Below are 17,278 nucleotides of genomic sequence, written 5' to 3' on the forward strand. Positions count from 1 at the left end.
GCGGCCAGCCGTCTGCACCGGGGCGCTATTCGACCTTGATGTTCGCCAGTTCCGGCTTGGTCGGCGGGTAGGCGGGCTTCAGGTCTTCGAACACCCGCGTCAGGATCTCCGCCACCATCAGGTTGCGGTGCGTCTTGGAATCGGCCGGCACCACGTACCACGGGCATTCCTGCGTGCTGGTCGCCATGATCGCGGCCTCGTACGCATCCATGTAGGCCTTCCAGTGCTTGCGCTCGGCGAGGTCGGTGGTGTCGAATTTCCAGTGTTTTTCCGGGTCTGCCAGCCGCGCCTCCAGCCGCGCCTTCTGCTCGTCGCGCGAAATATGCAGGAAGCATTTGACGATGGTGGTGCCGGTCTCGGTCAGCATTGCCTCGAAATCCCGGATCTGGCGGAAGCGCCGTTCGGTTTCGGCATTGTCGATCCAGCCGTGCACGCGCGTGACCAGCACGTCTTCATAGTGGCTGCGGTTGAACACCACGATCTCGCCGGCCCTGGGCACCTGCAGGTGAATGCGCCACAGGTAGTCGCGCGCCAGTTCATTGGGCGTGGGCGCCTTGAAGCCGACCACGCGGATGCCCAGAGGATCGAAGCTGCGGAACACGCCGCGCACGGTGCCGTCCTTGCCGCTGGTGTCCATGCCCTGCAGCACGACCAGCAGCTTGCGGCGGTGTTCGGCGTAGAAGATGTCCTGCTTTGCGTCCAGGCCCTCGCTCAGTTCGGCAATCAGGGCCAGGTCCTCGGCCTTGCCGCCGCGCGACAGCGGCTTGCTGCCGGGAGGGAAATCGGCAAGGCGGAATCGCTTGCCCGTCGTGATGCGGAAATCGTCCAGCGGCATGGGCGCTCCATCGGTATGACCTGCAAGATCAGGGAATGGGCGCCCCGCCTGGGCCGGAAACAATGCGGGCTGTGTCGTGGGGCGCGCTGCCCCTATGGTCAGGCCGGCAGGGCCGCCAGGTCAATGGTGCCTTCGAACACCGTGGTCGCCGGGCCGGTCATGCGCACCGGTTCGGCGCCGCCGTCCCAGGCAATGGTCAGGTCGCCGCCATGCGTATGCACCTTGACCGGCGAGTCCAGCAGGCCGCGCCGGATGCCGGCGACCACCGCTGCGCAGGCGCCGGTGCCGCAGGCCAGCGTCTCGCCGGCGCCGCGCTCGTAGACGCGCAGGCGAATGGTGTTGCGGTCCTGCACCTGCATAAAGCCGGCATTGACGCGGTTGGGGAAGGTGGCGTGCTGCTCGATCACCGGGCCGTCCTGCAGCACGGGGAAGTCCTCGACGTCGTCCACCACCTGCACCGCATGCGGGTTGCCCATCGACACCGCCGAGATCCACGCGGTGCGGCCGTTGACCTCCAGGCCGTAGACCGTATCCACGCCTTCAGCCCGGGTCGGCAGCCCCTCGGCACGGAACGGCACCTGGGCCGGTTCCAGCTCGGGCGCGCCCATGTCCACGGTGACCTGGCCGTCGTCCTGCAGCGTCAGCGTGATCACGCCCTTCATCACCTCCACGCGCACCGAGCGCTTGTCGGTCATGCCCTTGTCGCTGACAAAACGCACGAAGCAGCGCGCGCCGTTGCCGCAGTGCTCGACCTCGCTGCCGTCGGCATTGAAGATGCGATAGCGGAAGTCGACATCGCCGCGCGACGGTTTTTCGACCACCAGCATCTGGTCGGCGCCCACGCCGAAATGCCGGCTGGCGAGCGCGCGCCATTGCGCGGGCGTCAGGTCGATCTGCTGGTGGATGCCGTCGAGCACGACAAAGTCGTTGCCGGCGCCATGCATCTTGGTGAACTGGAGTTTCATGGTGGGGATTGTAGCCGCGGCTCGCGCAAGTTGCTGCCGCCCTCGGCGGACGCTCAATAGATCTCGGGTTCGCCCGGCAGGCGGTGCTTGAAGCGCTTGTGCACCCAGTAATAGTCAGGCACGCGCGGGCGGATGCAGTCCTCGAAGAAGGCATTCATGCGGCGCGTGTCGTCGGTGACGCTTTCGCCGGGGTAGTTGTCCCAGGCAGGCAGGATGCGCAGCACGTAGCCCTGGTAGTCGGGAAGCATCTCGGTGTAGATCGGCACAACCTTGGCGCCGGTCAGGCGCGCCAGCCGCGACACCGATGTCAGCGTCAGCGCCTGCACGCCGAAGAACGGCACGAATTCCGAATCGCGTTCGCCGAAGTCCATGTCGGCGATCAGCTGCAGCGCTTCGCCCTTCTTCAGGCAGCGCAGGATGTCGCGTGCGCTGTCGTTGCGCGAAATCATGTTGGCGCCGAAGCGGCCGCGCGCGTGCTTGAGGAAGCCATCGAACAAATCATTCTTCTGCCTGGTGTACAGCGATGCGCCGGAACGCCCCACATGCTCGCGCAGGTGGATGGTCAGCCGGATCGCACCGGCCTCCACGCCAGACAGGTGCAGCGTGACCAGGATATGCGGCGTGCCGTCCAGCGACACCAGGTCGGCCTGGTCGTCGATCTGCACCCAGCGGCGCATCTGCGCCTCGCTGCCGGTCCAGAAGATGCCGCGCTCGGCAAAGCTGCGGAACACGGTGCGGAAGCTCTGGCGCGACAATTCGTCGATCTCGGCCTCGGTCTTGTCCGGGAAGCACAGGCGCAGGTTGGCCTGCACCACGCGGCGGCGTGCGCTGGGAATCAGGTAGAGCAGGCTGCCCAGCGCTTCGCCGAAGCGGGCAACGAACGGATATGGAAGTTTGCCCAGCACCGTGAGCAGGCCGATGCCGAGCCAGGTGAACACGCGGCTCATGAAATCGATTGGTCAGTGGTCGGCTCGGTGCTGCGGCTGGGGGCGGCGGCGGGCCCCTTGTAGCGGCTGTATCCCCACAGGTACTGGGTGGGACACTGCCTCACCAGGATCTCGACGGCCTGGTTGATCACCGCGGCCGCTTCGGCCGGGTCGTCCGGCAGCATGCCGCCCTCATTGAGCACATGCAGGTGGGCGCGATAGCCCGCGCCTTTCGGCAGCCGTTCCGCAAAGACCGCGACCACCGGCGCGCCGGTCAGCTGCTGTAGCCGGTGCACCAGCGCCATGGTGTAGGCCGGCTTGCCGAAGAACGGCGCCCAGTTACCCTCGCCGCCGCTGGGTACCTGGTCCGGCAGGATCCCCACCGCCTGGCCGCGCTTGAGCGCCTTGACCAGCATCCGCACGCCGCGCGGCGTGGCGGGCGCCATGTGCATATTGGGCCGGGTGCGCATCTTTTCGATCCAGTCGCGCAGCCAGGGCTGGTGTGGCGGCTTGAACAGCGCGGTGACCGGGCGCACCAGCGCGTGGGACTGCGGCAGCACTTCAAAGCAACCCAGATGCGGCGTCAGGATGATGAGGCCCTTGCCTCGGGCCTGCAGCTTTTCCAGTTCCGGCCACATGTAGTCGTCGAAGCCATGCAGCCGTGCGCCGATCTTCTTGCGGCTCCAGAAATAGGGCATCTCGATCATCATGCGCCCGGCCGAGCGGGCGGCTTCATCGATCATCGCCTGCGTGGCGTCGGGAAACGCCAGGCGGAAATTTTCATTCAGGCGCTGGCCGTAGCGGCCGGGCAGCCGTGCTGCCAGCAGTCCGAGCGCGCCGCCTGCGGCCTGCAGCAAGCGCAGTGGGAAACGGGAGATCAGCCAGAAAAGAAAGGTCATCGGCGTGGATTGCAGTCCGGGCTGCAAACAGGTCAAATCCGGCGCATTTTTTTCCCGGCGCGGAATTCAGTTCCACGCCGGCTTGCCGTAAATCCGGGCAAACGGCATGCAGTGGCGGCAGCGTGTTGCGTCGGCGCCTTTGGCGCGCTGCAACGAGCCCGGCAGGCGCGTATAATAGCGTGTATCGCCGAGTTAACTGACAACTTGCGGGGCGATGCAGCTCAAACCGGGCTGTTTTAAATACCGCTAAAGCGTCGCCGCCATGAACCCGACCGGGTGGCACGCAATAGCCAACCTGGAGAATAAGTTCGTGGCAAACGACTTCCTTTTTACTTCGGAATCGGTTTCCGAAGGCCATCCCGACAAGGTCGCCGACCAGATTTCCGACGCCGTCCTCGACGCCATCCTGGCGCAGGACAAGTATGCGCGTGTGGCCGCCGAGACGCTTTGCAACACCGGCCTGGTGGTGCTGGCAGGGGAAATCACCACGACCGCCAACGTCGACTACATCCAGATCGCGCGCGACACGATCAAGCGCATCGGCTACGACAACACCGAATACGGCATCGACTACAAGGGCTGCGCCGTGCTGGTGGCCTATGACAAGCAGTCGCCGGACATCGCCCAGGGCGTGGACCGCGCCTCGGACGACTACCTGAACCAGGGGGCCGGCGACCAGGGCCTGATGTTCGGCTACGCCTGCGATGAGACGCCGGAGCTGATGCCGTTCCCGATTTACTACGCGCACCGCCTGGTCGAGCGCCAGTCGCTGCTGCGCCGTGACGGCCGCCTGCCCTGGCTGCGTCCGGACGCCAAGTCGCAGGTGACGGTGCGTTATGTCGACGGCAAGCCGCACAGCGTCGATACCGTAGTGCTGTCGACGCAGCATTCGCCGGATATTACGCAGGCGCAGATCCGAGAAGCCGTGATCGAAGAGATCATCAAGCCGGTGCTGCCGGCCGAGATGCTGAAAGAAACCACGTATCTGGTGAACCCGACCGGGCGTTTCGTGATCGGCGGCCCGCAGGGCGACTGCGGCCTGACCGGGCGCAAGATCATTGTCGATACCTATGGTGGCGCTTCGCCGCACGGTGGCGGTGCGTTTTCGGGCAAAGACCCGTCCAAGGTGGATCGCTCGGCTGCCTATGCGGCGCGTTATGTGGCCAAGAACGTGGTGGCCTCGGGGCTGGCGCGCCAGTGCCAGGTACAGGTGAGCTATGCCATCGGCGTGGCGCGGCCGATCAATGTGACGGTGTACACCGAAGGTACCGGCAAGATTCCGGACGCCAAGATTGCGGAACTGGTGCAGGAGCATTTTGACCTGCGGCCGAAGGGTATTGTGCAGATGCTGGATCTGCTGCGTCCGATTTATGAGAAGACTGCGGCTTACGGCCACTTTGGGCGTGAAGAGCCGGAGTTCTCTTGGGAGGCTACGGATAAGGCGGCTGCCTTGCGCGCTGCTGCTGGACTGTAAGTGGGTCTTCGGAGTCCGGATCCTCGACTCCTGCACTTCTGACTTCGGCAAGCCCCGCTGGCCCGCAAGGGACGGTGGGGTTTTTTGTTTTTGGTGGTGGGTCGCCGTTGATGACATGCTGTCGGGTGTTTGGGTACCCGCTGTCACTGTCGCTGTTGATGACATGCTGTCGGCCGTTGAACCGCCTGGTTCCGCCCTGCGGGCCCGCCCTGCGGGCGTAGGCCGCCTGCTGCCGGCGTCAACGCGGGGACGCCTACGGCTGCGCTGCGCGCGCTCAGTATCGTAGGTCGGGAGCTCTGGCACGGCGGAGCGCATCGCTGCGCTCGCACAGCGCCGTCGTGAAAGACGCCAGGCCCGAAGCCGGGGCGAGGGGACGTGGGCGCAGCCCTGCCACCTTAGGGCCGGCGCACAGCGCAGCCGTAGGCGTTCCTGCGTCGCCGCCGGCAGCAGGGGCCACGCCCAGCTCTGGGCTCGTTCAATCATCGCAGGCGGTTCAACAGCCGACAGCATGTCATCAACAGCGACAGCAGACGCTAAAACAGCCAACAGCATGTCACCAGGCCAGAAAACCCCCGCCCCCTGCGCCCCAATCGCCACCCAAACACCCAGGTAGTAAAATCCCAACCACCACAAAATTCCTTCACGGGGGTCCCGTCCCCAGAGGACTGCCATGCCCGCAGCACCAGCCATTTCCAATGCCACCGCGCCGACCCGCTCCGCGTCGGGACGCAGCCTCGACCTGATCCGCCCACAGCCCTACACCAACTGGGCCCCCCAGGTCACCCCCGAGGAACGCGCCACCCTTCGCCGCGAGCTGGAGCAGGGCGCGGTGCTGTATTTCCCCAACCTGAAATTCCACTTCGAACCCGGCGAGGACCGCTTCCTCGACGCCCGCTATTCCGACGGCAAATCCAAGAACATCAACCTCCGCGCCAACGACACCGCGGTGCGCGGCGCGCAGGGCACCCAGCAGGACCTGTCCGACCTCTACACGCTGATCCGCCGCTATGCCGACAACAGCGAGTCGCTGATCCGCACGCTGTTCCCCGAATACATCCCCCACATGACCCGCGCCGGCACCTCGCTGCGTCCCAGCGAGATCGCCGGCCGCCCGGTCAGCTGGCGCAAGGACGACACCCGCCTGCACGTCGATTCCTTCCCGTCCAACCCGATGCTGGGCAAGCGCCTGCTGCGCGTGTTCCATAACATCGACCCGGCCGCGCCGCGAGTGTGGCGCGTGGGCGAGCCATTCGGTGATTTCGCGCAGAAGTTCGTGCCGAAGACCCACGGCATGTGGCCGGGACAGGCGGCGCTGATGAAGCTGCTGCATATCACCAAGCGCAAGCGCTCGGAATACGACCACCGCATGCTGCAGCTCCACGACCTGGCCAAGGCCGACCTGGACTACCAGCGCGACGTGCCCCAGCAGGAATTCCATTTCCCGCCCGGTTCGACCTGGATTGTCTTCAGCGACCAGTTGCTGCACGCCGCCATGCGCGGGCGCGCGATGATGGAGCAGACCATCTATCTCGAGCCGCAGGCGATCTCCGACCACACCCACTCGCCCGAGGCCGTGCTGTCGCGCATGCTCGGGCGGCCGATGCTGGTGTCCTGACCCGCAGGCCAGACGCGCAGTCGGTTGCAACACCCCGGGGCATCGGGATGGCGCGCCGGCTGCCGCGCGCATCACTTGAAGGCCAGCCAGGGCCATTGATGCCTGTTCCTCCATCGGCATGACAACCGCCCGCCCGGACCACCAACGCCGGCACGCCGCAACCCTTCACCCCCGCTCAGGCTAGCGCCTACACTGAATTTCACGGCTTGCCATCCGCTGGCCCGGCTGACTCTCGCCGCCTGCGGACATGCGGGGAGACAGATGGAAACCACCTACGACTACGTCATCGTCGGCGCGGGATCGGCGGGCTGTGCGCTGGCCGGAAGGCTGGCCGACAGCGGGGACGACACCATTGCCCTGGTCGAGGCCGGCCAGCACGACCACCATGTGCTGGTACGCACACCCGCCGCGTGCGCCGCCATGCTGCCGCGCGCCAGCGCACGCAACTATGCCTACGGGACCGTGCCGCAGCCGGGACTGAATGGCCGGCGGGGCTACCAGCCGCGCGGACGCGGCCTGGGCGGCTGCTCGTCGATCAACGCGATGATCTACACGCGCGGACGGCCCGCCGACTACGACGACTGGGCCGCCGCAGGCTGCGACGGCTGGTCATGGGACGACGTGCTGCCGTATTTCCGCCGTGCGGAATGCAATGAGCGCCTGGCCGGCAGCGACGACGATCCGCTGCATGGCGGCAACGGCCCGCTCCATGTATCGGACCTGCGCACGCCAAATCCCTTCGCCGAGCGCTTTATCGAGGCCGCGCAGCAGGCGGGCTACCTGCGCAACGATGACTTCAACGGCGAAGAGCAGGAGGGCGTGGGCTGGTACCAGGTCACGCAGCATGCGGGCGAGCGCTGGAACGCGGCGCGCGCCTACCTGCACGGCGGCAACACGCGCGACAAGGCCTGCAACGGCGGGCGCGCGCGGCTGCAGGTGCTGACCGGCACACAGGCCCTGCGCATCGTCTTCGAGGGCCGCCATGCGGCCGGCGTGCTGGTCGCGCGCGACGGCCGCCAGCAACTTCTGCGCACACGGCGCGACGTGATCGTTTGCGCCGGCACCTTCGGCTCGCCGCAATTGCTGCTGGTGTCCGGCGTGGGACCGGCGGCGCAGCTGCGCGAGCTTGGCATCGACGTGGTCCACGACCTGCCCGGCGTGGGCGCCAACCTGCAGGACCATCTCGACATCATCCTGCACAAGCGCGTGGCGGCGCCCGAGTTGTTCGGCGTGTCGTTCAGCGGCTTCATGACCCTGCTGTCGGAAATGCTGCGCTACCGGCGCGAACGCACCGGCATGCTGTCGAGCAACTTCGCCGAGGCCGGCGGCTTCATACGCAGCCGCCCCGAACTGGCCGAGCCCGACCTGCAGCTGCATTTCGTCGTCGGCATGGCCGACAACCACATGCGCCGGCTCAACTTCGGCCACGGCTACTCCTGCCACGTATGCGTGCTGCGTCCGCGCAGCCGCGGCGAGGTGCGGCTGGCATCGGCCGATATCCGCGAGGCGCCGCTGATCGACCCGCGCTACCTCAACGATGTGCGCGACCTCGACGACATGGTTGCCGGCGTGCGCATCGTGCGCCGGATCTTCGCGCAGCCGCAGCTGGCCAGCTATGGCGGGCGCGAGCTGTACTCCGCGCACCTGCGCGCCGACGGCAGCGACGATGCCGACGTGCGCGAGATGATCCGCGCACGTGCCGACACCATCTATCACCCCGTGGGCACCTGCCGCATGGGCATGGACGCGCTGGCGGTGGTCGACCCGCAGTTGCGGGTGCGCGGCGTGGAAGGGCTGCGCGTGGTCGATGCCTCGGTCATGCCGACGCTGGTCGGTGGCAACATCAACGCGCCCGCGATCATGATCGGCGAACGCGCGCATGACCTGATCCGCTACGCGCCGCGGGTGATGCTGCGCGTGCTGGAGTCGATGGAGGCGTGACGCAAGCGCCGGGTCTGCGCGGCTAGCCTTCGAAGCCGCGCGATGCCACGCGCTTCAGCAATTCGGCCTCCGCATCCAGCGTGCCGAACACGCGTCCATGCTGGCGCCCAAGCCGGCTGGCGACAAACAGCTCCGCATTCTCCGCATCGGCATGCGCCAGCATCAGCGCCGCCTGCGTGGTCAGCACCAGCCCCTGCGCAAAGCGGCGCGCGTTGGCCTCCAGGTGCTCCGGCGCTTCGCGCAGCAGCGCCTGCAGCGATGCCAGCTCGGCGCGCACCGCTGGATGGCCGCCGGCGCGGCGCTGCAGGTCCTGCAGCAGGCGCGCGCCGTCGTCGGGGTTGCGCTGGATCGCGCGCAGCACGTCCAGGCACATGATGTTGCCCGAGCCTTCCCAGATCGAGTTGACCGGCGCTTCGCGGTACAGCCGCGCCATCGGGCTTTCTTCGACGTAGCCGTTGCCGCCCCAGACTTCCATCGCCTCGCCGGTGGCCTCGATGGCGCGCTTGCAGATCCAGAACTTGGCCGCTGGCGTGACCACCCGCTTCCACGCGGCGGCGAGCGGGTCGGGGTTGTCGCCCTCGGCGTGCTCGAAGGCGTGGCCCAGTTCCATCATCAGCAGCGAGGCCGCTTCGGATTCCAGCGCCAGGTCCGCCAGCACATTGCGCATCAGCGGCTGGTCGGCCAGCAGGCGGCCGAAGGCGCTGCGGTGGCGCGTATGGTGCAGCGCCTGCACGAAGGCCGCGCGCAGGATGGCCGAGCTGCCGATCACGCAGTCGAGCCGCGTATTGGTCGCCATCTCGATGATGGTGGGGATGCCGCGTCCTTCCTCGCCGATCAGGATGCCGGTCGCGTCGCGGAACTCGACCTCGCTGCTGGAGTTGGAGCGGTTGCCGAGCTTGTCCTTCAGGCGCTGGATCTGGATCGGGTTCTTGCTGCTGTCGTCGCGGAAGCGCGGCACGAAGAAGCACGACAGCGGGCCGTCTTCGGCGCCCATGCGCGCCACCACCAGGTGCGCGTCGCACATCGGCGCCGAGAAGAACCACTTGTGCCCGGTCAGCGCGTATTCCGCGCCGCGGCCTTCGCCACGCACGGCGCGCGCCACGGTGGTGTTGGCGCGCACGTCCGAGCCGCCCTGTTTCTCCGTCATGCCCATGCCGATCATGATCGCGGTCTTGTCGCGCCAGGGCAGGTCGCGCGCATCATGCTCGCTCGCATACAGGCGCGGCTCCAGCTCGGCGAACAGCGCGGTTTCCTTGCGCAGCACCGGAATGCTGGCGAGGGTCATGGTGGGCGGGCACAGCGAGCCGGACTCAACCTGCGCCTGCAGGAAGTAGCCCGCGGTGCGCGCGCTCCACACGCCCGCGCGCGGCAGCGCGAAGGGCAGGGCCTGCAATTGCTGGCTGCGCAGCAGCGACAGCAGTGCGTGCCAGCTTGGGTGGAATTCCACGGAATCGATGCGCTCGCCGGTGCGGCTGTGCGTGTGCAGCTCGGGCGTATGGCGGTTGGCGTCGGCGGCCCATTGCTGCACTTCCGGCTCGCCCAGCCGCGCGCCGAACTGCCCCAGCGCCTCGGCATGCCAGCCGCCGCCAAGCCGCTCCAGCGCGGCGCGGACGATGGGATCGCAGCCGAAGAGGTTGTAGTGCGCAAGGTCCGGCACCTGGTTGAAGACACGATGCGTGGCGGCGTCGGTCATTTTGGGAGGTCTCCTGGATCGGTTCGATGCTTGCCCTTTGCTTTGCATGGTAGAGCACCTGACACGCGTTTGAGTGCATGCTCGGCCGCTTGATGCCTGTTTTTGCGCTGCACCATGCGCGATTCGATACCTATGCGCACAGGTGTGGCACCACAAACGACGGGGAACTGGCACTGGCGCCCACCGGTGCTCTGTGCTTAAATTCACCCCGTTGGATGAAACAGGGGTGCCGTACGGATGGGCCGTGCGGCTGAGAGAGTCCCTTCGAACCCGATCCGGTTAGTACCGGCGTGGGAAGTTTCAGCAAGACCAAGCCTCTAGTCCCTCCGGGACTCGCCGCCCAGGCCACCACGCCGCCGGCAGCGCTCACAGGGCTCCTGGTTTCGTCCACCCCGCAAGAGAGAGGACGACACCCATGGCCCGTACTGCCCCCGCTGCTTCCTTCGAATCGCTCGAGAGCGACCTCGACCAGAAATTTGCCTACCCGGCTTCCAGCAAGACCTACCTGACCGGCAGCCGCCCGGATATCCGCGTGCCGCTGCGCACGATCCTGCAGACCTCCACGCGCACCGAGAAGGGCGAGATGCCCAACCCGCCGATCCCGGTGTACGACACCTCGGGCCCGTACAGCGACCCGGACGTGCATATCGACCTGAAGGCCGGCCTGCCGGCGGTGCGCGCCAAGTGGATCGAAGAGCGCGGCGACACCGAAGTGCTTCCCGGCCTGTCGTCGGAATACGGCCGCGACCGCGCCAACGACCCGGCCACCGCGCACCTGCGCTTTGCCCAGCTGACCAACCCGCGCCGCGCCAAGGCCGGTGCCAATGTGTCGCAGATGCACTATGCGCGCAAGGGCATCATCACGCCTGAAATGGAGTACGTGGCGCTGCGCGAATCGCTGAACCTGCAGGCGCTGTACGACAAGCCCGAATACAAGGCGCTGCTGCGCCAGCACCCCGGCAACGCGCTGGGCGCCGGCCTGCCGCTGCGTCCGGAAGACATCACGCCGGAATTCGTGCGCCAGGAGATCGCCTCGGGCCGCGCGATCATTCCCGCCAACATCAACCACACCGAGCTGGAGCCGATGGCGATCGGGCGCAATTTCCGCGTCAAGATCAACGGCAACCTGGGTAACTCCGCCGTGACCTCGTCGCTGGCCGAGGAAGTGGAAAAGATGGTGTGGTCGATCCGCTGGGGCGCAGACACCATCATGGACCTGTCGACCGGCAAGCACATCCACGAAACCCGTGAGTGGATCCTGCGCAACTCGCCGGTGCCCATCGGCACGGTGCCGATCTACCAGGCGCTGGACAAGACCGGCGGCATCGCCGAGGACCTGACCTGGGAGATGTTCCGCGACACGCTGATCGAGCAGGCCGAACAGGGCGTGGACTACTTCACCATCCACGCCGGCGTGCTGCTGCGCTACGTGCCGCTGACCGCCGACCGCGTCACCGGCATCGTCTCGCGTGGCGGTTCGATCATGGCCAAGTGGTGCCTGGCGCACCACAAGGAAAACTTCCTGTACACGCACTTCGACGAGATCTGCGAGATCATGAAGGCGTACGACGTGTCGTTCAGCCTCGGCGACGGCCTGCGTCCGGGCTGCATCGCCGACTCCAACGACGATGCCCAGTTCGGCGAGCTGCGCACGCTGGGCGAGCTGACCGCCAAGGCGTGGAAGCACGACGTGCAGGTGATGATCGAAGGCCCGGGCCACGTGCCGCTGCAGCGCATCCAGGCCAATATGGACGAAGAACTCAAGCATTGCTACGAGGCGCCGTTCTACACCCTGGGACCGCTGGTGACCGACATCGCCCCCGGCTACGACCACATCACCAGCGGCATTGGCGCGGCCAATATCGGCTGGATGGGCACGGCCATGCTGTGCTACGTCACGCCCAAGGAGCACCTGGGCCTGCCGGACAAGGAAGACGTGCGCGAAGGCATCATCACCTACAAGATCGCTGCCCACGCCGCGGATCTTGCCAAGGGCTGGCCGGGCGCACAGCTGCGCGACAACGCGCTGTCCAAGGCACGCTTCGAGTTCCGCTGGGAAGACCAGTTCAACCTCGGCCTGGACCCGGAACGCGCGCGTTCGTACCACGACGCCACGCTGCCGGCAGAGGGCGCCAAGATCGCCCACTTCTGCTCGATGTGCGGGCCGAAGTTCTGCTCGATGAAGATCACGCAGGAAGTGCGCGACTACGCGGCATCGCTGCCCAAGGAAGCGCAGCAGGGCATGGAAGAAAAGTCGATCGAGTTCCTGAAGAAGGGCAGCAAGATCTACTCGTAAGGCAACGGCAGTACGGGCATGGCCTCGCAACCATGCCCGCGCATGTTCCGCCGCCGCGCAGCGCCCCGCGCGGCGGCACAGACAACAAGGAGGCCGGCGCGGCGGCATGCCCGCATGCCCATGCGCCGGCACAACATCCCTCATGACAGCAGTACAGTCGTTTGACGTCGCCATCCTTGGGGCCGGACTTGCCGGCCGCCTGGCTGCCTGGCAACTGGTGCGCAGCGGCGCCCGCGTGGCGCTGGTGGAGCGCGCCGGGCCGGACGGCGCGGGTTCGGCCGCCTACGTGGCCGCGGCCATGCTGGCGCCGCTGGCGGAATCGGCCATCGCCGAGCGCCGCATCGTCGATCTGGGCATCGCCAGCGTCGACCTGTGGCGGGCGTGGCTGGCCGAGTTGCCGGAGCCGGTGTTCTTCCAGGAGGACGGCACGCTGGTGGTCTGGCATGCGCGCGACCGCGGCGAGATGTCGCTGTTCACCAGCCGCATGCGCGCGGTGGCGCCGCCCGAGCTGGTGTCGCAGCGGCTGCGGGCGCTGGACGGCAAGGGCGTGGGCGAAGTCGAGCCGGCGCTGGCGGGCCGCTTCCCGCAGGGGCTGCTGCTGGCCGGCGAGGGCCAGCTCGACAACCGCGGCGTGCTGCGCGCGCTGCTGTCGTGCGCGGTCAGCGAGGGCGTGCATTGTGTCTGGGAAGCCGGCGAGGTAGAAGCCGACACGCTGCCGGCGCTGGGCATCCGCGCCGACGTGGTGCTGGATTGCCGCGGCCTGGGCGCGCGCGCGGCGTGGCCGTCGCAGCCCGGCGGCAGCGCGCCCGGACTGCGCGGGCTGCGCGGCGAAGTGGTGCGCGTGCATGCGCCCGACGTGAAGCTGCACCGGCCGGTGCGGCTGCTGCATCCGCGCTACCCGATCTATATTGCTCCCAAGCCCAACGACCTGTACGTGATCGGCGCGACCGAACTGGAAAGCGAGGACGATTCGCCGATGAGCGTGCGTTCCGCGCTGGAGCTGCTGTCGGCGGCGCATTCGCTGCATCCCGCTTTCGGCGAGGCACGCGTGCTGGAACTGAACGTGCAGCGCCGCCCCACGCGGCCCGACCACCTGCCGGCGATCCGCGTCGACCAGCAGGCGCGCGTGGTGCGCGTCAACGGCCTGTACCGCCACGGCTTCCTGATCGCGCCGGCGGTGACCGAGGCCGCGTGCGCGGTCGTGGGCGCGTTGCTCAAGGGCGATCCTGCCGCCCATGCAGTGCCTGCCGCGCTGCGCTGGCCCGGCATGATCGAGGCAGTGACGGAAGCGCCGGCCGCAACGCTGCACGCGCGCACCGGGCTGCTGCACTAACGCAAGACTGACATGGAAATCCTGCTCAACGGCCGACCTCTCGCCCTTGCCGAATCCGCCACACTGGCGGATGCGGTGGTCGTGGCGAAGATCGCGCCCCCTTTTGCCGCGGCGGTCAACGGCCAGTTCGTGCCGCGCGCCGCGCATGCCAACACCCCTCTTGCGGCCGGCGACCGCATCGACCTCGTGCAACCCGTGACGGGAGGCTGACCCCATGACATTCGAACCTTCCGAAACCCTGCGCGATCCGTTCGTGCTGTATGGCGAGTCGTTCGGCTCGCGCCTGCTGCTGGGCACCGCGCGCTATCCGTCGCCGGCCACGCTTGAAGCGGCCGTGCAGGCCTGCGCGCCGGCCATGATTACCGTCGCGCTGCGCCGCCAGGGCGCGGTGGGCGACGGCGAGGGCGGCCAGGCGTTCTGGCAGATGCTCAAGGCGCTGAACGTGCCGGTGCTGCCCAACACCGCCGGCTGCTTCACCGCGCAGGAGGTCATTACCACCGCGATGATGGCGCGCGAAGTATTCGAGACACCGTGGATCAAGCTCGAGCTGATCGGCGACGACTACACGCTGCAGCCCGACACGCTCAACCTGCCCGCTGTGGCCGAGACCCTGATCAAGGAAGGCTTCAAGGTGCTGCCCTACTGTACCGAGGACCTGGTGCTGTGCCGCCGGCTGCTCGACGTCGGCTGCCAGGCGCTGATGCCGTGGGCCGCGCCGATCGGCACCGGCCGGGGCGCGGTGAATCCGCATGCGATGCGCGTGCTGCGCGAGCGCCTGCCGGATACGCCGCTGATCGTCGATGCCGGCCTGGGCCTGCCGTCGCACGCGGCGCAGGTGCTGGAGTGGGGCTACGACGGCGTGCTGCTCAACACCGCGGTGGCGCAGGCCGCCTACCCGGTCAACATGGCGCGCGCGTTCGCGCAGGCCGTGGAAGCGGGCCGCACCGCGTACCTGGCCGGCCCGATGCCCGAGCGCGAGGTGGCGCAGGCCAGCACGCCGGTGGTCGGCATGCCGTTCTGGCATGCGGAGGCGGAGCAGCGGGAGCAGCGCGCATGACCCGCCGCCCCGTCCACGTTCCCAGCGACGGTCCGCTGCGTGCGGCAGTGCTGGAGCATTATGGCGAGACCTTCGGCATCGACGACAAGCCGTGGCAGGCCTGGCGCCTGGAAGACGCGCCTGAGCATCCCGGCGCGCACGATGTGCTGCTGTCCGACGGCGAAGCCACCGAAGAAGCCATTGCGCGCGTCGCCGCCAGCGGCGCTACGCTGATCGAGACCGACCGCGAGGGCGGCCGGTGGATTGACACGGTGCGCTCGCCGATGGGCACCTGGGTGTTCTCGGTTGCCGCGGACAGCGACCAGCCGCATTCGGCAGCGTTCGTCGCGGTACTGCTGGCGAGCCTGTCGCTGCATTTCCCCGCGCATGATGCGCTGGCGCTGGCGCGCGCCTGGGCGCCGGGCTCGGCCGACTGGCCGACGGATTTCGCGCGTTTCCCGCACGTGCGCCATGTCGCGCTGGTGGCGCCGGAGCAGGCCGTCGAGCCGTTCGCGCCGTGCCCCGCGCTGGGCCTGTACGTGGTCGTGCCGAGCGCGGAATGGATCGAGCGCCTGGCGCCGCTGAACGTGCCGACGGTGCAGTTGCGCTTCAAGTCCGACGATCCCGCCGCGGTGCGCGCCGAGATCGCGCGCGCGGCCAGGGCCATGCAGGGCTCGTCGTCGCGCCTGTTCATCAACGACCACTGGCAGGCGGCGATCGACTACCACGCCGCCAATGGCGCGCAGAGCGGCATCTACGGCATCCACCTCGGCCAGGAAGACCTCGACGACGCCGACCTCGACGCGATCCGTGCGTCCGGGCTGCGGCTGGGCATATCCACGCACGGTTACGCCGAGATGCTGCGCGTCGCGGCGATCCGTCCGAGCTACCTGGCGCTGGGCGCGATCTTCCCGACCACGACCAAGGTGATGCCGACCCAGCCGCAAGGCATGGGCCGTTTCCGCGCATATGCAAAGCTGATGCAGCCGGTGATCCCGTCGCTGGTCGGCATCGGCGGCGTCAATGCCACGAATATGCGCGAAGTGCTCGCCGTGGGTGTCGGCAGTGCCGCAGTGGTGCGCGCCGTTACCGAGGCCGACGACGTGCCGGCCGCGGTGGCGCATCTCGTCAGCCTGTTCCCGACCGGCTGAGCGCGCGATTACGTGCAGAGTGTGTCCGGCGGTGTGCTCCCCTCTCTCCTTGACAGAGGGGAGCACACCGCACCTGGTGAGGGGCATCGCGTCGCCAAGATTTGTGCGACATTCGCCCAGCCGCGGGAACCGAAGCGGACCCCGCCGCTATGATGTCGGGCAGCATTCCCCGCCAACCATCCCGCATCGCGCACCATGTCGACCCAGCTCCCCGAGATCATTCCCGCCGCTCCCGGCACGCCTGAGAAGCCCTATTTCGGCATCGATGTCCCGCTGATGCGCTATTTCGGCCTGCAGCCGGAGGTGATCGAGGAGGGCTACTGCCGCACGCGCCTGCCGGCGCACCCGCAGCTGGTGAACAGCCGCGGCGACGTGCACGGCGGCACGCTGATGGCGACGCTGGACTTCACGCTCAGCGGGGCGGCGCGCTCGCATGCGCCCACGGAAACGGGCGTGATCACCATCGACATGTCGACCCACTTCCTTGCCGCCGCGCGCGGCGAGCTGACGCTGGAAGCGCGCTGCCTGCGCCGCGGCGCGCGCATCGCCTTCTGCGAAGGCGAAGTGAAGGATGCGGCCGGCACCGTGGTGTGCGTGGCGCGGGCGGCGTTCAAGCTGGTGCCGCTGTCCAGCGGCGGCAACTGATCCCTGCCTGAACCTGCCCGAAAAACCCGGCCGCTCAGTCCTGCAGCGGCCGGTACACCTGTTCGAACCTCGCGCGCTCGGTGATGCCATAGTCGCCGGGCGCGTATTGCATCAGCCAGTCGCCCGGCTTGCCGTGCAGCACGTCGCCGCCGGCGCTGCGTTCGATGCTGAAGGCCTCGTGCATCTCGCGCGCCAGCACCGGGATCGGCTTGTTGCGATAGGCGCCGTCCTGGCCGTGCACCAGCGGCGGGATGGCGTCGTACTTGGGGTCGAAGCGGTCGCGCGACACGCACCAGCGGTCGCCGGTGCGGCTGGTGATCAGCGCATCGCCGGGCTGGTAGCGGTTGGGGCCTTCGCGGCTGACCAGCTCGCCAGCCTCGGTGGCGAATGCAACGTCGACGACTTCATGCTTGAGGTAGAAGGCGGCGTCGGGATCGCTGCGCAGATCGATATGGGTGAGCCTCTGCAT

At 67.8% G+C, this 17,278-nt stretch carries 15 protein-coding genes and 1 riboswitch; of the genes, 9 read left to right on the top strand and 6 right to left on the bottom strand.

Annotated elements, in window-relative coordinates:
* Positions 1 to 25: 25 nt before the first annotated feature.
* The 4 genes from E1J61_RS33675 to E1J61_RS33690 all read right to left on the bottom strand — a co-directional run bounded on the left by E1J61_RS33675 (position 26) and on the right by E1J61_RS33690 (position 3,625).
* Complete coding sequence (locus tag E1J61_RS33675; RefSeq protein ID WP_133098156.1) at positions 26 to 835, bottom strand: polyphosphate kinase 2 family protein; 810 nt, start codon at positions 833 to 835, stop codon at positions 26 to 28.
* 98 nt (positions 836 to 933) lie between these two features.
* Positions 934 to 1,800, bottom strand: a complete 867-nt coding sequence (gene dapF, locus E1J61_RS33680; RefSeq protein WP_133098157.1) for a diaminopimelate epimerase — start codon at positions 1,798 to 1,800, stop codon at positions 934 to 936.
* Positions 1,801 to 1,853: 53 nt separating this feature from the next.
* Entirely contained in the window at positions 1,854 to 2,747 is an 894-nt protein-coding gene (locus tag E1J61_RS33685; RefSeq protein WP_133098158.1) for a lipid A biosynthesis lauroyl acyltransferase, read from the bottom strand.
* Entirely contained in the window at positions 2,744 to 3,625 is an 882-nt protein-coding gene (locus tag E1J61_RS33690; RefSeq protein ID WP_133098159.1) for a lysophospholipid acyltransferase family protein, read from the bottom strand. The genes E1J61_RS33685 and E1J61_RS33690 overlap by 4 nt, the downstream gene beginning before the upstream one ends.
* Positions 3,626 to 3,935: 310 nt before the next feature.
* Here E1J61_RS33690 and metK point away from each other — a divergent pair, with 310 nt between their 5' ends.
* The 3 genes from metK to E1J61_RS33710 all read left to right on the top strand — a co-directional run bounded on the left by metK (position 3,936) and on the right by E1J61_RS33710 (position 8,655).
* On the top strand, positions 3,936 to 5,099 hold the full coding sequence (gene metK / locus E1J61_RS33695; protein ID WP_133098160.1) for a methionine adenosyltransferase: 1,164 nt from the start codon (positions 3,936 to 3,938) through the stop codon (positions 5,097 to 5,099).
* Positions 5,100 to 5,769: 670 nt separating this feature from the next.
* Complete coding sequence (locus E1J61_RS33705) at positions 5,770 to 6,714, top strand: Kdo hydroxylase family protein (RefSeq protein WP_133098162.1); 945 nt, start codon at positions 5,770 to 5,772, stop codon at positions 6,712 to 6,714.
* Between the two features lie 261 nt (positions 6,715 to 6,975).
* Complete coding sequence (locus E1J61_RS33710) at positions 6,976 to 8,655, top strand: GMC family oxidoreductase (RefSeq protein WP_133098163.1); 1,680 nt, start codon at positions 6,976 to 6,978, stop codon at positions 8,653 to 8,655.
* A gap of 22 nt (positions 8,656 to 8,677) precedes the next feature.
* On the opposite strand, the gene E1J61_RS33715 is transcribed toward E1J61_RS33710, so the two are convergent.
* Complete coding sequence (locus tag E1J61_RS33715; protein WP_133098164.1) at positions 8,678 to 10,348, bottom strand: acyl-CoA dehydrogenase family protein; 1,671 nt, start codon at positions 10,346 to 10,348, stop codon at positions 8,678 to 8,680.
* Positions 10,349 to 10,560: 212 nt separating this feature from the next.
* A riboswitch (TPP riboswitch) is annotated at positions 10,561 to 10,662 on the top strand.
* 101 nt (positions 10,663 to 10,763) lie between these two features.
* On the opposite strand from E1J61_RS33715, the gene thiC reads away from it, so the two are divergent.
* The 6 genes from thiC (at position 10,764) to E1J61_RS33745 (ending at position 16,809) form a co-directional block, all read left to right on the top strand.
* Positions 10,764 to 12,644 (top strand): phosphomethylpyrimidine synthase ThiC, encoded by a 1,881-nt coding sequence (gene thiC, locus E1J61_RS33720; protein WP_133098165.1) that lies wholly within the window; start codon positions 10,764 to 10,766, stop codon positions 12,642 to 12,644.
* Between the two features lie 142 nt (positions 12,645 to 12,786).
* Positions 12,787 to 13,977 carry an FAD-dependent oxidoreductase gene (locus E1J61_RS33725; RefSeq protein ID WP_133098166.1) on the top strand — a complete coding sequence of 397 codons (1,191 nt, stop codon included), beginning with the start codon at positions 12,787 to 12,789 and terminating at the stop codon, positions 13,975 to 13,977.
* Between the two features lie 12 nt (positions 13,978 to 13,989).
* Positions 13,990 to 14,187 (top strand): sulfur carrier protein ThiS, encoded by a 198-nt coding sequence (thiS, locus tag E1J61_RS33730; protein WP_029047356.1) that lies wholly within the window; start codon positions 13,990 to 13,992, stop codon positions 14,185 to 14,187.
* 4 nt (positions 14,188 to 14,191) lie between these two features.
* Positions 14,192 to 15,034 carry a thiazole synthase gene (locus E1J61_RS33735; RefSeq protein ID WP_133098167.1) on the top strand — a complete coding sequence of 281 codons (843 nt, stop codon included), beginning with the start codon at positions 14,192 to 14,194 and terminating at the stop codon, positions 15,032 to 15,034.
* A complete protein-coding gene (locus tag E1J61_RS33740) occupies positions 15,031 to 16,164 on the top strand; it encodes a thiamine phosphate synthase (RefSeq protein WP_133098168.1) in 1,134 nt (377 codons plus the stop codon). Before E1J61_RS33735 ends, E1J61_RS33740 begins: the two co-directional genes overlap by 4 nt.
* Before the next feature lie 195 nt (positions 16,165 to 16,359).
* Positions 16,360 to 16,809 (top strand): PaaI family thioesterase, encoded by a 450-nt coding sequence (locus E1J61_RS33745; RefSeq protein ID WP_063241153.1) that lies wholly within the window; start codon positions 16,360 to 16,362, stop codon positions 16,807 to 16,809.
* Positions 16,810 to 16,843: 34 nt separating this feature from the next.
* Here E1J61_RS33745 and E1J61_RS33750 read toward each other — a convergent pair whose 3' ends face one another.
* Complete coding sequence (locus E1J61_RS33750) at positions 16,844 to 17,278, bottom strand: PGDYG domain-containing protein (protein WP_133098169.1); 435 nt, start codon at positions 17,276 to 17,278, stop codon at positions 16,844 to 16,846.

It is taken from the genome of Cupriavidus sp. L7L (genome assembly GCF_004353535.1).
Taxonomy (GTDB): Bacteria; Pseudomonadota; Gammaproteobacteria; order Burkholderiales; family Burkholderiaceae; genus Cupriavidus; species Cupriavidus oxalaticus_A.